We start from the raw sequence: 16800 nt of genomic DNA, 5'->3' as shown, positions 1-16800 counted from the left end.
TCATGCAGGCAACCCTCTCGTCCGGCTGGCCGACGCTGCTGCGGCGGCTGGAGTTCGTGGCCTACCCGGCCGCCGCCGGGGCCGCGTTCACCGTGCTGTCGCTCGGTGTCGTGACCTGGCTGCCCGCGCTCGCCGCGATGGGGCATGCCCTGCAGCGGTGGCGGGCGGAGGGCGACAGCCATTGCTTCACCAACGCGTTCAGCGCCTTCCCGCAGTATTGGCGAGCCCTGTGGCGCCATTCCCTGGCGTCCACCGCGGCGGGGATCGTCCTGACCGCCGACATCCTCTATCTGCTGGGCCGTCCGGAGCCGTGGACGTTCGTACTGCTCGCCGCGCAGGTGGGCATCGCGGCCGCTCTGGTCATCCATCATGTGGCGCTCGCGGCCGAGGCGGGCCGGTCGCCGCACGGGACGGTCCGCACCTGGTCGCGCGGTGCGCTGGCCCTCGGCTTCGGGTCCGCGGCCCGTGGCACCGCACTGCTCGGCGCGGTGATCTCCGCCGCGCTGCTCTCCCTCGTCGTACCGCTGGGGCCCCTGCTCCTCGGCCCCAGCATCCCCGTACTGCTCGCTCTGTCCTTCGCAGACCCCAGGAGGCACACCCCATGAGCCGTGTACTACACACCACTCTCGTCGCCGCGCTCGCCGCAGGCGCCCCGCTGGTCTTCCCCCCGACGTCCGTGGCCGCCGAAGCCACTGCGTACTACGTGTCGCCGTCCGGCAGCGACTCCAACGCCGGCACGTCGGCGAGCGCCCCGCTCGCCTCGATCCAGAAAGCGGTCGACCTGGCACCGACGGGCTCGGTCGTGAACCTCGCCGCCGGCACGTACAAGCAGGACGTCGTGACCAAGCGCGCCGGAGTCACCATCACCGGCCCGTCGAACGCCGTGGTGAAGGGGGCCGGCGACGCCCGGATCATTCAGGTGCAGCACGACTCGACGACGCTCAGCGGTTTCACCGTGGACGGACTGCACGGGTCGTCCACCGATGTGTCGGGATACCGCCTCAAACTCATCTATGTCATGAGCACGACTCCCGGCAATGGTGTGGGCGGTCTGCGGATCACTGGAATGACACTGAAGAACGCCGCCGACGAATGCCTGCGGGTGCGCTATCTGGTGACCGGCGCCGACATCTCCGACAACACGATCACCAACTGCGGGGTCAACGACTTCAGGTTCGGCGGCGGCGGCAAGAACGGCGAGGGCATCTACCTCGGTACGGCCCCCGAGCAGCAGGGGGCGAACGGCGCCCCGGACGCGGTCCCCGACATCAGCAGGAACAACCGCATCCACCACAACACCATCGCCACCCAGGGCAATGAGTGCGTCGATGTGAAGGAGAACTCGACCAACAACTACGTCGAGTACAACGACTGCAGCGGTCAGAAGGACGCCGGCTCCGGTGGGCTGGACGCGCGCGGCAGCGGCAACATCTTCCGCTACAACACCATTCACGACAACGTCGGCGCGGGCATCCGGCTCGGCGGCGACACTGCGACCGACGGCATCGACACCAGTGTCTACGGCAACACCATCACCGGTAACGCGGGCGGCGGCATCAAGTTCATGCGCACCCCGCAGGGTCCGGTGTGCACCAACACGATGAGCGGCAACACCGGTGGCGACGCGGTCGGCACCTACGGCAGCGACTACAAGCCGACCGGTGCGTGCCCCCGGTGAGCGGGCGGGGACCCGCGAGACGCGGGGTACTGACGGCGGCGGCCGGGCTGGCGGCGGTCGCCGCGACGGCGCCGGGGGCGCAGGCCGCCGTGGCGTCGAACAGTGGCATGGGCCGGTCGCGCTGGACGACGTCCTGGGCGACCGCGCAGACCGCGCCGACCGCCACCGACGCGGTGGCGAGCGCCGGGCTGACCGACGGCACGTTCACCGCCGACGTACGGCTGTCGGCGGGTGGAACGGTCCGGCTGCGCTACGGGCACGCCTTCGGCACGGTTCCGGTCCTGATCGGCCCTGTGACGGCGGGCGGTCGGCCGGTGACGTTCGGCGGGCGAGCGCAGGCGTGGATCGCCGCGGGTGCCTCGCTGACCAGTGACCCGGTCGCCGGTCTGCGTACCGCCGAAGGGGCGGCTCTGACGGTGGAGACCCGACTCCCCGGCCCCACCGGGCCGCTGTCCTTCCACCGCAACACCCATGCCTCGCACACCGTCGACGGCGTGCGCACCACATCGGTGTTCCTGCTGACGGGTGTCGAGGTGACAGGTGCGCACGGGCCGGTGATCGCGGTGCTCGGCGACTCCATAGCGGAGGGCGTCGGCACACCCGACGACGCCGATCTGCGCTGGCCCGACCAACTGGCCAGGCGCCTTCCCGGTGCGGCTGTCGCCAATCTCGGCATCAGCGGAAACCGGGTGCTGCTGGACGACGCCCGGTTCGGGCCGAGCGGACAGGCACGCTTCGACCGGGATGTGCTGTCGCTTCCGGGGCTGCGGACCGTACTCGTCCATCTCGGCGTCAACGACCTCCAGCAGCCGCCGAGCCAGACCGATCCGGCGCGGGTCCTCGCCGGGTACCGGCAGCTGGTGCTTCGCGCCCGTAACGCCGGGCTGCGGGTCGTCGGCGCGACCATCACCCCGTTCGGAGGCTGGACCCGCTGGACGCCGGAGCTGGAAGCGGTACGGCAGCAGGTCAACGCGGCGGTACGGACCGGACGGGTCTTCGACGCCGTCGCCGACTTCGACACGGCACTGCGCGACCCGGAACAACCGTCGCAGATGCTGCCCGCGTACGACAGCGGCGACGGACTGCACCCCAACCCCGCCGGTCATGCCGCGCTGGCCGCGGCCGTCGACCGCCGACACCTTCTGTGAGGGCCGCATCATGAACCCAGGCAACACTCCGGGCACCACCCGACGCACCGTTCTCGCCGGGGCAGCGGTGCTCGGCGCAGCCGCCGCCCTGCCGATCACGCTCACCGCGGCTCCCGCGCACGCCGCGGCCGGGGACGCCGTCGTCGATGACGCCGCCTCCCTGCGCACCCGCTGGCACACCCTGCTCACCGGCGGCCCGGGTCTCGACCTGAGGGACCCGCAGATCGCCGCGGCCGTGGCCAGGATCGGCAAGGCCGCCACCACCTCGGCGAAGGGCCTCGACCCGACCCGTACCGACGGGCTGTTCCCCGATCTGACCAGCACCACGCTCTCCAACCACGTCACGACATCGTTCAAGCGACTCGCCACGGTCGCGACCGCGTGGGCCGTGCCCGGCACCCCTCAGTACGGTGACACCGCGCTGCGCGATCTGCTGCTGGCCGGCATCGACTGGATGCTGACGAACCGGTACGGCCCCGGCCGCACCCGGTTCGACAACGACTGGGACTGGGAGATCGGCTCCGCGCTCGCCCTCAACGACGCGTCCGTGCTGCTGTACGACGCGCTCGGGACGGAGCGGCTGGGCCGGATCAACACCGCTGTCCGGCACTACACGCCCGACCCGAACCTCTGGCGGGCCGACCGGCAGATCGCGACCGGCGCCAACCGGGTGTGGATCTCCACCGTCGTCGCCGTCAACGCCGTGCTCAGCGACAACGGGGACGATCTGGCCCGGGTCCGTGACGCTCTCTCGGACGTCGAGGGTTCGGGTGCCAACAGTGTCCTCGCCTTCAATGACGCCGGCGCGACGACGGAGGGTACCGGCGAGGGCTTCTACTCCGACGGTTCGTTCCTCCAGCACTACAAGCACCCGTACAACGGCGGGTACGGCAAGGAGCTCCTGAACAACCTCTCCCGGCTGCTGAACCTGCTCGCGGGTACGGCGTGGACGGTCACCGACCCCGATCTCGACAACGTCCGCAGCTGGGTCGACGACGGCTTCGACCCGCTGCTGGCCCGCGGAGATGTGATGGCATCGGTGTGCGGGCGCGAGATCGCCCGCCCCAGCAAGCAGGGCCATGTCTCGGCGCAGACGGTCATCGAAGCGGTGGTGCGGCTGATCCCGAGCTTCCCCGGGGAGACTGCCGACCGGTTCACCGCCCTGGTCAAGCAATGGATCGCCGAGGACACCTACCGGGACTTCCTGGCCGTCACCGACCTCGCCTCGCTCGTCGCCGCCCGGCAGGTCATCGCTTCCCCGGTCCCCGCGCGTGGTCCGCTGGTCGCGCACAAGCAGCACCCGCGGATGGACAAGGCGGCCCACCACCGGCCTTCCTTCGTGCTGGGCATCTCCGCCTACTCGTCCCGGATCTACAACTACGAGTCGATCCAGAACGAGAATCTGCACGCCTGGCACCTCTCCGACGGCATGGTCCTGCTCCACACCGACGACCTCGGGCACTACAGCGAGGACTACTGGCCGACCGTCGACCCGACCCGGCTGCCCGGCACCACCGTCATCGCCGGCCGGCCCGCGGACGCGGCGGGGCAGCGCACCACCAGCACGGCCGACTGGGCGGGCGGCACCGCACTGCCCGGGACGACGCTCGGTGCCTACGGCATGGAGCTGCGCGCGTACGGAAGTTCGCTGCACGGGCTGAAGAGTTGGTTCTGCCTGGACGATGTGATCGCCTGTGTCGGCTCGGGCATCACCTCCGACGCGGGCACGGCCGAGACGGTCGTGGAGAACCGGAAACTCCGCGACCCGAAGGCGGCCCTGCTCGTCAACGGCACGGCCGCGCCCACGGACGCCGGCTGGTCGGCAGAGCTCGACCAGGTGCGGTGGCTGCATGTCGCCGGGACCGGCGGCTACGTCTTCCCCGAGCCCGCCACGCTCCACGGCCTGCGTGAGGACCGCACCGCGACCTGGCGCGAGATCAATCTCAAGTACGGCACGGACACCCCGGTCACCCGCCCGTATCTGACGCTGTGGCAGGACCACGGCACCGCCCCGAGCGGGGCGGGCTACTTCTGGCTGCAAGCCCCGGCGGCCTCCGCCGAGCGTACGAAGCAGTGGTCGTCCGCGCCTCCGGTGAAGCTGATCGCCCGCTCCACCGCCGTGCATGCGGTACGCCGCTGCGCGGACGGACTGGTCGCCGCGAACTTCTGGACCGCGGGCACCGCGCAGAACCTGGCATCGGACGGTCCCGCCTCGGTGCTCGTACGGCCGGACGGAAAGACGGTGAAGGTGTCACTGTCCGATCCGACGCAGCTGCGGTCCTCGGTGGTCCTGGACCTGGCGCAGCGCGGTCTGACCGTCGTCTCCGCCGATCCGGGTGTCAGCGCCGCACCCACCGGCAACGGCATCCGGATCACCGCCGAGACCGCTGAACGCCACGGTGCAACCCTCAACCTCACCCTGAAGAGGAGCTAGACCCTTGCTGTTCGACATGGATCTGGACCGGCTGCGCGACTACCGGCCGGAACCGGAGGAGCCGGCCGACTTCGACGCCTTCTGGGAGAAGACGCTCACCGAGACGGCCCGCCACCCCCTGGACGCCGAGTTCGTCCCGTACGACGCCGGGTTCGCGACCGTCGATGTGCTGGATGTGACGTTCCGCGGCTGGGGCGGGCAGCCCGTGAAGGCATGGCTGATGCTGCCGAAGGCACGCTCGGGTCCGCTGCCCGCCGTGGTGCAGTACATCGGCTACAACGGCGGCCGGGGCATTCCGTACTCCTGGCTGACCTGGAGCGCACTCGGCTACGCGCATCTGGTCATGGACAACCGGGGCCAGGGCGGCGGCGGCAAGAACACCGCGGACACCCCCGACATCGGCCCCGACGGGCACGGCTCGTCCTCGCCCGGCTTCCTGACCCGCGGCATCGAGGACCCGTACCGCCACTACTACCGGCGGCTCATCGCGGACGCGGTGCGGGCGGTGGACGCGGCGAAGGCCCATGAGGCGGTGGACGCGTCCCGGGTCGCGGTGCTCGGGGGCAGCCAGGGCGGCGGGCTCGCCCTGGCCGTCGCCGGGCTGCGGGACGACATCGCGGCGACGGTCGCCGATGTGCCGTTCCTCTGCCACTACCGGCGTGCCTCGCAGATCACGGACGCCGGACCGTACGCGGAGATCGCCCGCTGGCTGTCCGGGCACCGCTTCCGGATCGACGAGGCGATGGAGACCCTGTCCTACTTCGACGGGGTCAACTTCGCGGCGCGGGCGACCGCCCCGGCGTGGTTCTCGGTCGGCCTGATGGACAGGATCTGCCCGTCGTCCACGGTGTTCGCCGCGTATCACCGCTATGCGGGTCCGGCCGAGATCGAGGTGTTCACGTACAACGGGCACGAGGGCGGCGCGGAGTACGACCTGCCACGCAAACGCGACGCCCTGCGCGGCGTGTTCGGACGCTAGCGCAAGAAGGTCACCGGCCCAGCGCCGCCATCGCGGCGTTGTGGCCGGGCACCCCGCTGACCCCACCACCGCGTACGGCGCCCGCCCCGCACAGCAGCACATTGGCGTGCGCCGTCTCCACACCCCACCGGCCGGCGGATCCGGTGGCGTACGGGAAGGCGAGATCCCGGTGGAAGATGTGGCCGCCGGGCAGCCGAAGATCCTGTTCGAGGTCGAGCGGTGTCTTGGCCTCGATGCACGGCTCGCCGTTCTCGTCGCGTGCCAGGCAGTCGGTGATCGGCTCGTCCAGGTGTGCGTCGAGTTCGGCGAGCGTGGCCGTCAGCAGCTCGGTGCGCGTCGCCGCGTTGTCGGCGGCGAAGAGCCGGGCGGGGGTGTGCAGGCCGAAGAGGGTGAGGGTCTGGTAGCCGCGGGCGGCGAGGTCGGGGGCAAGGATCGACGGGTCGGTCAGCGAGTGGCAGTAGATCTCGGACGGCGGGGCGGCGGGCAGCCGGCCCGCCGCCGCGTCCCGGTAGGCGTCGGCGAGCTGCCCGTACCCCTCGGCGATGTGGAACGTGCCCGCGAAGGCCTCGCGCGGATCGACTGAGCGGTCACGCAACCGGGGCAGCCGGGTGAGCAGCATGTTCACCTTCAGCTGCGCGCCCTCGGCCGGGGTCGGCGGCTCGTCCCCGAGGAGGGCGGCGAGCGCCTGCGGCGAGGCGTTGACGAGGACCGTGCGGGCCGCGACGACGTGCTCCGCCCCGGGTGAGCGGACGGTGATCTCGGCCCGTGTGCCGTCGGTCTCGATACGGGTCGCCTCGTGCCGTACGCGGATCTGGGCCCCGGCCTCGCGGGCTGCACGGGCGAGGGCGTCGGTGAGCGCGCCCATGCCGCCGACCGGGACGTTCCAGTCGCCGGTACCACCGCCGATGACGTGGTAGAGGAAGCAGCGGTTCTGGAGCAGGGACGGATCGTGCGCATCGGCGAAGGTGCCGATCAGGGCGTCGGTGAGCACGACTCCGCGTACGAGGTCGTCGCCGAAGTTCTTCTCGACGGCGACACCGATGGGCTCCTCGAAGAGTGCCCGCCAGGCCTCCTTGTCACCGATCCGCTCGCGCAGCGCGTCCCGCGTCGGCAGCGGTTCGGTGAGTGTCGGAAAGGCCCGCCCGGCGACGCGTCGCGTCATGCCGTAGAAGCGCTGCCACGCCTCGTACTCCCGGTCCGAGCCGGTGAGCGCGGCGAAGGATTCCCGGGTGCGGTCCCCGCCGACGAGCAGCCCGGTGGCGCGGCCGCCGCGCACGGTCGGGGTGTACGACGAAACGGTCCGCTTGCGTACGGCGAAGTCCAGGCCGAGATCGCGGACGATCTTCTGCGGCAGCAGGGACACGAGGTACGAGTAGCGCGACAGTCGGGCGTCGACCCCGTCGAAAGGGCGGGTCGAAACGGCCGCTCCGCCGGTGGTGGCGAGGCGTTCCAGGACCAGGACGGACTGTCCGGCGCGGGCGAGGTATGCGGCGGCGACCAGACCGTTGTGGCCGCCGCCCACGATCACTGCGTCATAGCTGTCGGGTGCGGGCATGAACCTTCGTAGCACGGGACGATCACCCCTGAACAGAGGCTGTGGCGTCCGGTCAGTGCGGCGGCGCTCCCCGCCCGCGGCGCAGTGCCGCGACCCGGCGGTACAGCTCCACGGCCTCCGGTCCCCGGCCGAGCTGCTCCAGGCAGTGTGCCTCGTCGTTGCGGGCGGCGAGGGTGTCGGGGTGGTCGGCGCCGAGGACGCGTTCGCGGGAGGTGGCGACCTGGCGGTAGACGGTGAGGGCGTCGGCCCAGCGGCCGAGCCAGCCGAGGCCGACGGCCACCTCGCGGCGGCTGACAAGGGTGTCGGGGTGGTCGGGGCCCAGGACGCGTTCGCGGACCGCGCAGACGTCGCGCGCCTCGGCGAGCGCTTCCTCCCACCGGGCGAGGCGGCCCAGATTGACGCCGAGGCCGTGGCGGGCGCGGAGCGTTTCGGGGTCGGCGGGACCGCCTGCTCTGGTCCGGTCGTCGACGAGGGCACGGTAGAGCTCCAGGGCCTCCGCGCTGCGACCCAGGCGGCCGAGGCTGATGCCGACCTCGTAGCGGGCGGAGAGCGTGTCGGGATGGTCGGGGCCGAGCGACCTCGACCGAGCCCGGGCGACTTCGCGGTAGGTCTGCAGGGCCTCCGTCCAGCGTCCCAGCCGGCCGAGCGTGTACGCCACTTCGTACAGCGTGACCAGGGTGTCGGGGTGATCGGCACCGAGCAGGCGGGAACGGGCCGACGCCACGTCCCTGGCCATCCGGTACGAGTCCTCCAGGCGGCCGAGCCGGCTGAGGTTGAAGGCGAGGTTGTGGCGGCAGCGCAGGGTGTCGGGGTGGTCGGGGCCCATCGACCTTTCCCTGGAGGCAAGGACCGTCGCGTACACCTGATGGGCCTCGAAGTGCCGGCCGAGCCGGCCCAGGACATACGCCATCTCCTGGCGGGCAGCGAGGGTCTCCGGGTGGTCGGGGCCCAGGGTGCGTTCGCGCCCCTGGGCGACGCGGCCGAACTCCCGCAGGGCGTCCGAGGCGCGCCCGGTGCGGCTGAGGGTGAAGCCGACCTCGTACCGGCTGGAGAGGGTGTCGGGGTGGTCGGGGCCGAGGGCGTGCTCGCGTTCGGCGGCGACCGCACGGTGCACTTCGCCGGCCTCCTCCCAGTGGCCGAGCCTGCCGAGGTTGAGACCCGCGCTGTGCCGGTTGGCGAGGATGGAGAGCAGTTCCGGCGACGGGGTCGGCCGCTCGGCCCTGACCTGTGGCAGTTCTCCGGTGAGGTGTCGCATGTCGGTGCCGGTGGTCCACTCGCCGGTGAGGCCCGCGGAGTGGTCGGGCGGCGCGAGCCCGAGGGCGCCGGACGCCTTGTGTCCGATGGTCATGCCGCGGGTCCAGGCCGGCAGCTCCTGCCCGGGCAGCACGACGGGAACGGGCGGCGCCAGCCGTACCTGTCCCGAAGGCTGGAGTTGCGGCTGCTCGCCGGTGCGCCCGACGGCGATCCGCTGCCGCAGGTCGCCCGCGTCGACGGGCCGCTCCTCCGGGGTCTTGGCCAGCAGTTCCAGGACGACGCGGTCGAAGAATCCGGGCAGTTCGGCCCGGTGGGTGCGCGGTGGCTCGGGCTGGGTGTCGCGGTGTCCGACGAGGACGGACCAGGCGTCTTCGAGGTCGAACGGCGGTGCTCCGGTGGCGATCTCGTACAGGACGCAGCCCAGCGAGTAGAGGTCGCTGCGGTGGTCGACATGACCGCCGCTGATCTGCTCGGGCGACATGTAGTGCGGGGTGCCCATGGCGATGCCCGTACCGGTGAGGCGGGAGGTGAAGCCGATGTCGTGGCCGAGCCTGGCGATGCCGAAGTCGCAGATCTTCACCGTGCCGTCGGTCAGCCGCATGATGTTGGCGGGCTTGAGGTCGCGGTGCACGATGCCCTGCTGGTGGGTGTAGCCGAGGGCGTCGGCGACCTGTTCGGCGATGTCGACGATGTCGGGCACCGGCAGCGGAAGCTGCTTGTTGTCCTCCAGGAGTTGGCTGAGGTTACGTCCGTCGAGGAGTTCCATCACCAGGTAGAGGACGCCCTCGTGCTCACCGAAGTCGTGGACGACGGTGACCCCGCGGTGCTGGAGCGCGGCGGCGACGCGGGCCTCGCGGCGGAAGCGTTCACGCAGGATGCGGGTGAAGGACTGGTCGTGCTGGGGCCCCATCGGCTTGAGGCATTTGACGGCCACGTGGCGGCCGAGCGACTCGTCGCGGGCGCGCCACACCTCGCCCATGCCTCCGCGCCCGATCAGATCGAGCAGTCGGTACCGGCTCTGGATCAGCCTGGTGTCCGCCATCGCCTGCTGTCGCCCCCGTCGCTTCGGCTACCTCTGTGCCCTCCCCGGCCCGTCCAGTATGGCGGCCCGGCTGCGCAGTTTGTACGGGGTGGGACGGCTGACGGGACCGAGTCGGGCCATCGCGTTCAGAATGTGACCGGGCGGGAGTTGCGGCGGAGCCGGGAGGGAATGCGGCGCAGGGCGGTTCCGGCGGTGCGCAGGCGGCGGTCGACGGTGCGCACGGGGCCCACAGGTCTGCCGTAGGGCTCGTGGGCATACGGGGGGCAGTGACTGATGGGCGAGTGCCGCGACACGCCGCCACATCAGTGCGCGCGCCCCGGCATGCCTCTGCGCGCGGGAGAGGCGACACGCCGACGCCACCGGGGAACACGGACACGTCGGCCTGCTGTACCGACGTGATCGGCTCCGTACGACTGCTCGGATCAGGCATGGGGGACGACGGCGACAGGGCAGCGCGCGTGATGAATAGCGGCTTGGGCGACTGGGCCCAGGTGTGATGCAGGGGCGGGACGGTGCTTGCGTCGGCCGACAACCAGCAGGGCGGCGTCATGGACGGCCCGTACGACAGCCTTGGCGGGGCTTTCGAGAACGATGCTGTCACTCACCTCCACGAGCGGGAACTTGTCACGCCAGGGGCGGAGGATCTGGTTGAGGTGCTTCTGCGCGTCCCGAGTGATTTCTTCCGTCACGTCGTGATCCACGCCCCAGGGCGCATATGCGGCCAGCGGCAGGCTTTGGCCATGGACGGCTCGAAGAGGCACGCCTCGCGCTGCGGCGGTGCCGAAGCCGAATTCGAGCAGGTCGTCGCAGGAGCCGTGCAGTTTCAGTGCCACCACGACGCCGCCTTCCACAGCTGGAGCGGGTTGTGACCCCGGTCCGCTCGTTTCGGCGCGTACCAGGACCACCGGCCCGTCGGCCCGTGCCACGAGGGGCATGCTGATGTCTCCGAGAAAATAGCTCTCGACGGGCACCAGTCCGCGCGAACCGAGCACGATCATCTCGGACTCCGATGCCGCTCGCAGCAGCGCGTGCTGAGCGTCGTCGGCAACCAGGTTGCCGACAATGGGAAGGCCCGGGTGGCGCGCCTGGAGCTCCGCCCGTGCCTTGTGCACGATCCGCCTCGCCCAGTAGTTCTGATCCATCTCCGCAGGAACGCGGGTCGGTTCCGGCACCAGCAGAGGCCACGCGTGCAGCAGACGCAGCGTGAGCTTGCGCCGCTCGGCTTCGTCGGCGGCCCACCGGGCAGCAGCAAGGCTCTCGGGTGAGCCGTCGAGGCCCACGGTGACGACTGGCTCCATGGCGACTGCCTCCGTCTCGTAAGTCTCGTACAGCCTCGTGATGGTTGGAATGACCGCAAGCGTGTCCGCATGCCCGGCCCGCCGCGTCCCTGTGCCCTTGTCTGCAACCAGCCGGACGAGGGTGAGAGGCAAGCGATGGTGTGAGCATCCGCGCCGACGCGCCGACATCGGCTTCTTCTCGTTCGAGGAGTACCGCAAATCTCCTGGTGCCGCATGCCGACCCCAGGGCGATTTCAAAGTCGGGGCGATCTTGTAGGTGCGCAGGTCACCGCGGTGTGACGATGTCCGGTGGGCGCGCGACGCACGCAACGAAGCTCTGCAAAAGCCCAGAGCACCCGTCAGCAAGCTGACATGGGCTCATGAACGATCGAGGCCGACCCTGCGTCAGGCCCTGGCGATATTCCTGCCCGGCATGGGCTCCGCGAGTGCTGTCCGCCATTCAGGCGCACCGAAGGCGTCCGCGAAGTACTGCGTCTCGTGCACCACATGCCCGTGGGCAAATTCCATAATGCTCACTGAGTAGGTGGGCACCCCGTCGTACGTGATGACACACTCGCTCACCCACAGATCCCCGCTGCCGACGATCCGGTGGACAGTGAAGTGCCGACTGGCAGGGTGCCCGCCACGTTGCGCCGAAATCGTCGCGCGGCCCCGGAATCGTTCACCTGACTGGGGGTAGTCGAGGATCGCGTCCGCAGCGTAGATGGCGTGCTCGGCTTCGGTATCCCCACGTTCCGATGCCCGCCAGTGTTCCTCGAGTGCGCCCCTGGTTCGGATATCAGGATCCATCGCATTGTCCCTTCTACAGGCGGCCGGAAGCTGTCCGGGAACCTGGGAACGCTTCAAGACTTCCTCCCAGGACGCTGGGCCGTTGAACGTAATGGGCAACGGTGACAGCGTAGACCGCCCAACGCAGCGACTCGGTCTCACCGCCCTGGTCATCGGCCTGTCTCATGCGATTTCGAGGTCGTCGGCCACGGTGGAGGTCGGGGAGTTGAGCAGGGCGTCGAACGCCTCGATGACGGGGGTGTGCATGTAGGCGCCTTGTATCCGGATGCGGTCCGGCCCGGAGGCAAGGCCCGCGTTGCCCCGGGCATCCTGGCGTGCCTGGCGGAGATCGGCGATGCTGAGCCCGGACTCGGCATCGGCGAAGGCGGCTTCGATGCTTCCCGGCTCGGGCGGCTCCAGCGGTGTGTTGTCGATGGTGAAACCGAAGCGTGTGTTCTCGTCGCGGCGCATGTCCGCGGTGTGTCCGGTGATGCTCGTCAGGCCGAGGGCGAAGTACTCATCGCCGAGCACGCGGTGCAGGTGCTGTCCCATCGGGAGCCCCGTGAGGTGACCGTTGAAGGAGATCGGTGATTTCTGGATGTGGGCGTTGTGAGCCGCCAGCACCACACGGGTCCCGGGCTCGAGGCGCTCCAGGTGCCACAGGACCGACCCGGCCATGTAGACGTCCCGGTCCGAGGGGTGGGACGAAGCAGGCATGCTGACAACTCGATTCTCGGTGCTGGATTGTGGTGCCGTGGTCGGGGACGTCGTCGACGACGACGGAGCCGGAAGCGATGATCGCCCCGTGACCGATGCGGACGCCGGGCATCACCATGGCCCGGCAACCGAGCCGGACGTCATGGCCCACCACGGTGTCCCCCCGTCCGGCCGGGCCGGTGATGAGGTCGAAGTGCTCGGCCCAGGAACCGCCCATGATGGGGAACGGGAACGTCGAGGGTCCGTCCATGCGGTGGTTGGCGCCGTTCATGATGAACCGCACGCCCTCGCCCAGCGCGCAGAACTTCCCGATGACCAGCTTTTCCGGCCCGTAGTGGTACAGCACGTTGCGGGTCTCGAAGGCGGTCGGGTCAGCGGGATCGCCGTAGTAGGAGAAGTCTCCGACCTCGATCAGCGGCGAGGTGATCAGAGGTTTCAGCAGCACCACCCGTGGCTGCTCGGGCATCGGATGCAGCACGGTCGGGTCGGCAGGAACAGGCTACTCACGAATTGCTTCCTTTCTGAAGGGATGTCTGCGGGCTTCGATGACGTCAGGCTTTGGTGGGGGAGGTCGAAGTCGCGTGCATGGCCAGGTGGGTGCCCCGCCAGCGCCGACGCAGCCGGCGATCATGGCTGACGATGACGAGGGCGCCCTCGTACCCGGTCAGAGCGGCTTCCAACTCCTCGACAAGAGCGGGCGACAGATGGTTGGTGGGTTCGTCGAGCAACAGGACGTCCGACGGCTCGCTGAGCAATCGCGCCAGGGCAAGACGCTGCAACTGCCCGGTGGACAGCCGGCCGACCGGCACCGTGAGCTGGTCGCGGTCGAACAGGCCGAGGGACAGCAGCCGTTCGGTGTATCCGGCGGCCTCCCCTGCCCGTCCACGGGCGAAGGCAGCCAGCACGGTCTCCTCAGGTTCCCCGGGCCGCGGCTCTTGCGGGAGGTAGCCGATCCTGCCGCGGCAGCTCACGCTCCCCCTCTCGGGGGCGACCTCCCCGGCCAGAACGCGGAGCAGCGTGCTCTTACCTGCTCCGTTCGGCCCCGTGATCAGCAGTCGCTCGCCCGCCGTGACGGCGAGGCTCGTGCGGTCGAGTCGGTCCGTGACGGCGATGTCGGCGGCGTCGAGTACGACGCCCTCCAGGCGGCGGCCCCGCAGTACGGGGGCGAAGCGCAGCGGCTCCGGCGGAGGCGGGACCGGGTTGGCGAGGAGGCGGCGCAGCCGTTCCTCGGCGTTGCGCACCCGGCTGGCCAGCGACTGCTGCACCCTGCTGCCCGCCCGGTCGTAAGCCATCTTGTTGCCGTCCTTCATCGGACGGCCGGGGGCCACCTGGCGGGCGGTGGTCGCGGCAGCCTCGCGAAGCCGGTCGGCGTCGGCCCGCCACTGGTCGTGCGCCTGGGCCCAGCGCTGCCGGGCCGCCGCCTTCTCGGCGAGGTAGCCGGTGTAGCCGTTGCCGTAGCGGACGACGCGGCGCCGATCGGCGTCCACCTCCAGCAGGCTGGTGGCAACCCGTTCGAGGAAGACCCGGTCGTGGGAGACCGCCACCGTGGTACCGCGCCGGGAGCGCAGGTGCTCTTCCAGCCAGCTCAGGGCGAGGTCGTCGAGATGGTTGGTCGGCTCGTCCAGCAGCAGCACCTCCGGCGCGGCCGCCAGGACGGCCGCCAGCCGCAACCTGACCCGCTCGCCGCCGGACAGGCTGCCCACGGTACGGTCACGGCCCACCAGCCCTAAGCCGAGACCGTGAAAAGCACGTTCCACCCGGGCGTCGGCGTCGTAGCCGCCGCGCAGCTCGAAGACCGTCATCAGTTCCCCGTACTCGGCCATGCCCGACTCGTCGCCGTCGGCCATCGCGGCCTCCAGACGGCGCATTCGCTGCTCGACGGCGCGTAGATCACTCAGGGCCCGGTCGATGATCTGCTGGACGGTCGCCTGCGGCTCCATCCGCTCGTCCTGGGCGAGATAGCCGACGCCGCCGGCGGCCTGGACGACGACCTCGCCCTGATCGGGCCGTTCACGCCCAGCGAGCAGGCGCAGCAACGTGGTCTTGCCCGATCCGTTCTCACCGGTGATCCCGGTGCGCTCGCCCGCGGCGAGCGAGCAGGTCACCGAGTCGAGGACGAGCCTGCCACTGAAGGACTTACTGACAGCGAGCGCACTGATCTGCGTAGGCATGCGGGGACTCCAAAGCATTCGAGAACGAGGCGGCCGTCAAGGGCCGCGCGGCCGGGCGAACGCTTCGGAAGAGCATCGATCACTCCACTAGTGCGACAACTGCTGCTTTAAGATATTGCCATAACACCGACCCCCTGAGCAAAGGGACTACCAATGACGACTCCCACAGACCCGGAGCCAGAAGGCACCCGGCCGCCGACCCGACGCCGCCCCGGGGGCCGCACCGCCCGTATCCGTAAGCAGGTACTCGACGCAGTCCTCGCGGAGCTCGGCGAACACGGTTATGACGGGCTCACCACGGACACCGTCGCCGCCCGTGCCGGCGTGCACCGCACAACGGTGTATCGGCGCTGGGGGGACGTCGGCGGCTTGCTCGCCGACGTCCTCGACGCGGCGAGCGACGACGACTGGCAACCACCGGACACCGGCTCGCTGGAAGGTGACCTGGCCGCACTGAACCAGGAGATCCAAGCAGCCCTGACGGCACAGCCACCGATCGTGACTGCACTGATCGCCGCCTCGTTCCGCTCCGAGAAAGCGGCCCACGCCCAACAGCGGCTCTGGGAGGACCGGTACGCCCGCTGCGAGATCACCGTCAGCCGGGCTGTCCGGCGCGGCGAGCTCCCACCGCAGACCGACGCTCGGCGACTGCTCCTCGCCGCCACCGCGCCCCTGTACCACCAGCTGGTGCTCCTCCGCACGCCACCCGACCCGCGACTGCCCGTCCATGCAGCCAGAACCGCCGTCCTCGCCGCAGCCGCCGGCGCCTTCGCCGAGCCCCCGTCAGCAGGCGACACCTGAGTGAGACTTCACCAGTGTTCCGAGACGGAATCGTCTTGAAAGCCGGTGCCGTTGCTCGCCGGTGAGTACGACGTCGGTCGGCCGCCGCGGAAGCCGCCGAGTTTGCCGGCCGCTTCGAGCATGACTGATTTGGCGGTGCAGCCCGACGCGGGGGACTTCCCCTGGCTCGACGATCCCGTGTGGTTCACACGGACACCGGCGGCCTCTCTCGGCCGGCCGTGTCGCGCAGCAGCTTCGCGGCCACGGTTGCCCCGTCGGTACGGATCGTGCCGGCCACGCCCCTTGCTCGTGCGCGGCTCTCTGGGGTCAGGGCTGTCTTGAGCGCGGCCGACAAGGACTCGAAGGTCAGGATCGGACCGTCGTGCGCCGCACCGATGCCCAGCTCGGCCACCCGGCCGGCCCAGTAGGGCTGGTCCGCCATCTGCGGTACCACCACCTGAGGCGCGCCGGCCCGGGCGGCCGTCGTCGTCGTGCCCGCGCCGCCGTGGTGCACGACGACGGCCACCCGGCCGAACAGAGCCTGCTGGTTGACCTCGCCGACGACGAAGCAGTCGTCTCCTTCATCGGGCAGCGCCATGTCTGCCCAGCCGCGGGAGACAAGTACGCGGCGGCCCTGCGCGCGGATTGCCTCGATGGCTGCCCGGGCGATGTCTTGCGAGTCGCGTATGGGCATGCTGCCGAAGCCCACGTAGACCGGTGGTGTGCCAGCGTCCAGGAACGCCTCCAGATCGGCCGGGAGCGGGCGTTCGTCCAGCCGGATCCACGCGCCGGTCTGCACCACATCGAGGTCCGCCGGCTGCAGCCACGGGCCCAGAGTCGGGTCCGCCGCCAGCCACGGGCGGTCGGCGAGGATATGGTCGCGGACGTTCGCCACCAGGGGCAGGCCGATCGATGCCCGGTGGGTGTTGATCGCCTCGCCGAACAGCGCGTTCATGTTCTCCGTGTTCAGGTCCCA

General features: G+C 70.4%; 13 protein-coding genes and 2 pseudogenes. 6 read left to right on the top strand and 9 right to left on the bottom strand.

Translation table 11 applies throughout. The features are described from left to right. The first annotated feature begins 2 nt into the window (after window positions 1-2). The 5 genes from GA0115254_RS26995 to GA0115254_RS26975 are packed head-to-tail and all read left to right on the top strand — an operon-like array spanning window position 3 to window position 6239. On the top strand, window positions 3-605 hold the full coding sequence (locus GA0115254_RS26995) for a DUF624 domain-containing protein (protein ID WP_093897891.1): 603 nt from the start codon (window positions 3-5) through the stop codon (window positions 603-605). After that, a complete protein-coding gene (locus GA0115254_RS26990; protein ID WP_093897890.1) occupies window positions 602-1678 on the top strand; it encodes a DUF1565 domain-containing protein in 1077 nt (358 codons plus the stop codon). The genes GA0115254_RS26995 and GA0115254_RS26990 overlap by 4 nt, the downstream gene beginning before the upstream one ends. Continuing rightward, window positions 1675-2826: an SGNH/GDSL hydrolase family protein gene (locus tag GA0115254_RS26985; protein ID WP_093897964.1), complete on the top strand. Its 1152-nt coding sequence runs from the start codon at window positions 1675-1677 to the stop codon at window positions 2824-2826. The genes GA0115254_RS26990 and GA0115254_RS26985 overlap by 4 nt, the downstream gene beginning before the upstream one ends. Before the next feature lie 10 nt (window positions 2827-2836). Continuing rightward, on the top strand, window positions 2837-5260 hold the full coding sequence (locus tag GA0115254_RS26980; RefSeq protein WP_093897963.1) for a polysaccharide lyase 8 family protein: 2424 nt from the start codon (window positions 2837-2839) through the stop codon (window positions 5258-5260). 4 nt (window positions 5261-5264) lie between these two features. Beyond that, window positions 5265-6239 carry an acetylxylan esterase gene (locus GA0115254_RS26975; RefSeq protein ID WP_093897889.1) on the top strand — a complete coding sequence of 325 codons (975 nt, stop codon included), beginning with the start codon at window positions 5265-5267 and terminating at the stop codon, window positions 6237-6239. Window positions 6240-6249: 10 nt separating this feature from the next. Here the strand turns inward: GA0115254_RS26975 and GA0115254_RS26970 are convergent, their stop codons facing one another. The 8 genes and pseudogenes from GA0115254_RS26970 to abc-f form a co-directional block, all read right to left on the bottom strand. Next, complete coding sequence (locus GA0115254_RS26970; protein WP_093897888.1) at window positions 6250-7794, bottom strand: phytoene desaturase family protein; 1545 nt, start codon at window positions 7792-7794, stop codon at window positions 6250-6252. Between the two features lie 52 nt (window positions 7795-7846). Beyond that, on the bottom strand, window positions 7847-10090 hold the full coding sequence (locus GA0115254_RS26965; RefSeq protein WP_093897887.1) for a serine/threonine-protein kinase: 2244 nt from the start codon (window positions 10088-10090) through the stop codon (window positions 7847-7849). Between the two features lie 27 nt (window positions 10091-10117). After that, a pseudogene (locus GA0115254_RS46525) lies at window positions 10118-10405 on the bottom strand (DUF2236 domain-containing protein); the annotation flags it as partial. A gap of 107 nt (window positions 10406-10512) precedes the next feature. Further along, complete coding sequence (locus GA0115254_RS26955) at window positions 10513-11388, bottom strand: universal stress protein (protein ID WP_093897886.1); 876 nt, start codon at window positions 11386-11388, stop codon at window positions 10513-10515. 384 nt (window positions 11389-11772) lie between these two features. Then, window positions 11773-12177: a nuclear transport factor 2 family protein gene (locus tag GA0115254_RS26950; RefSeq protein ID WP_093897885.1), complete on the bottom strand. Its 405-nt coding sequence runs from the start codon at window positions 12175-12177 to the stop codon at window positions 11773-11775. A gap of 162 nt (window positions 12178-12339) precedes the next feature. After that, window positions 12340-12873 (bottom strand): erythromycin esterase family protein, encoded by a 534-nt coding sequence (locus GA0115254_RS26945; protein ID WP_256102794.1) that lies wholly within the window; start codon window positions 12871-12873, stop codon window positions 12340-12342. A 34-nt stretch (window positions 12874-12907) separates the two neighbouring features. Next, a pseudogene (locus GA0115254_RS26940) lies at window positions 12908-13339 on the bottom strand (CatB-related O-acetyltransferase); the annotation flags it as partial. A gap of 85 nt (window positions 13340-13424) precedes the next feature. Continuing rightward, the gene (abc-f, locus tag GA0115254_RS26935; protein WP_176740307.1) at window positions 13425-15044 is read right to left on the bottom strand and encodes a ribosomal protection-like ABC-F family protein; all 1620 of its coding nucleotides are present in this window, start codon (window positions 15042-15044) and stop codon (window positions 13425-13427) included. A 153-nt stretch (window positions 15045-15197) separates the two neighbouring features. On the opposite strand from abc-f, the gene GA0115254_RS26930 reads away from it, so the two are divergent. Continuing rightward, window positions 15198-15845 (top strand): TetR/AcrR family transcriptional regulator, encoded by a 648-nt coding sequence (locus tag GA0115254_RS26930; RefSeq protein ID WP_093897883.1) that lies wholly within the window; start codon window positions 15198-15200, stop codon window positions 15843-15845. 184 nt (window positions 15846-16029) lie between these two features. Here the strand turns inward: GA0115254_RS26930 and GA0115254_RS26925 are convergent. After that, window positions 16030-16800, bottom strand: a 771-nt coding sequence (locus GA0115254_RS26925) for a glycosyltransferase (RefSeq protein WP_141720913.1), incomplete at its 5' end; no start/stop codon positions are given.

It is taken from the genome of Streptomyces sp. Ncost-T10-10d (assembly GCF_900091955.1).
GTDB lineage: Bacteria > Actinomycetota > Actinomycetes > Streptomycetales > Streptomycetaceae > Streptomyces.
The sequence above is the reverse complement of the archived record's forward strand: the minus strand, read 5'-3'. Positions and strand labels throughout refer to the sequence as shown.

Excerpts from the sequence above, each read along its gene's own strand:
- GA0115254_RS26995 (WP_093897891.1), top strand. The coding sequence starts at position 3 with ATGCAGGCAACCCTCTCGTCCGGCTGGCCGACGCTGCTGCGGCGGCTG.
- GA0115254_RS26990 (WP_093897890.1), top strand. The coding sequence starts at position 602 with ATGAGCCGTGTACTACACACCACTCTCGTCGCCGCGCTCGCCGCAGGC.
- GA0115254_RS26980 (WP_093897963.1), top strand. The coding sequence starts at position 2,837 with ATGAACCCAGGCAACACTCCGGGCACCACCCGACGCACCGTTCTCGCC.
- GA0115254_RS26970 (WP_093897888.1), bottom strand. The coding sequence starts at position 7,794 with ATGCCCGCACCCGACAGCTATGACGCAGTGATCGTGGGCGGCGGCCAC.
- GA0115254_RS26965 (WP_093897887.1), bottom strand. The coding sequence starts at position 10,090 with ATGGCGGACACCAGGCTGATCCAGAGCCGGTACCGACTGCTCGATCTG.
- GA0115254_RS26955 (WP_093897886.1), bottom strand. The coding sequence starts at position 11,388 with ATGGAGCCAGTCGTCACCGTGGGCCTCGACGGCTCACCCGAGAGCCTT.
- GA0115254_RS26950 (WP_093897885.1), bottom strand. The coding sequence starts at position 12,177 with ATGGATCCTGATATCCGAACCAGGGGCGCACTCGAGGAACACTGGCGG.
- GA0115254_RS26945 (WP_256102794.1), bottom strand. The coding sequence starts at position 12,873 with ATGCCTGCTTCGTCCCACCCCTCGGACCGGGACGTCTACATGGCCGGG.
- abc-f (WP_176740307.1), bottom strand. The coding sequence starts at position 15,044 with ATGCCTACGCAGATCAGTGCGCTCGCTGTCAGTAAGTCCTTCAGTGGC.
- GA0115254_RS26930 (WP_093897883.1), top strand. The coding sequence starts at position 15,198 with ATGACGACTCCCACAGACCCGGAGCCAGAAGGCACCCGGCCGCCGACC.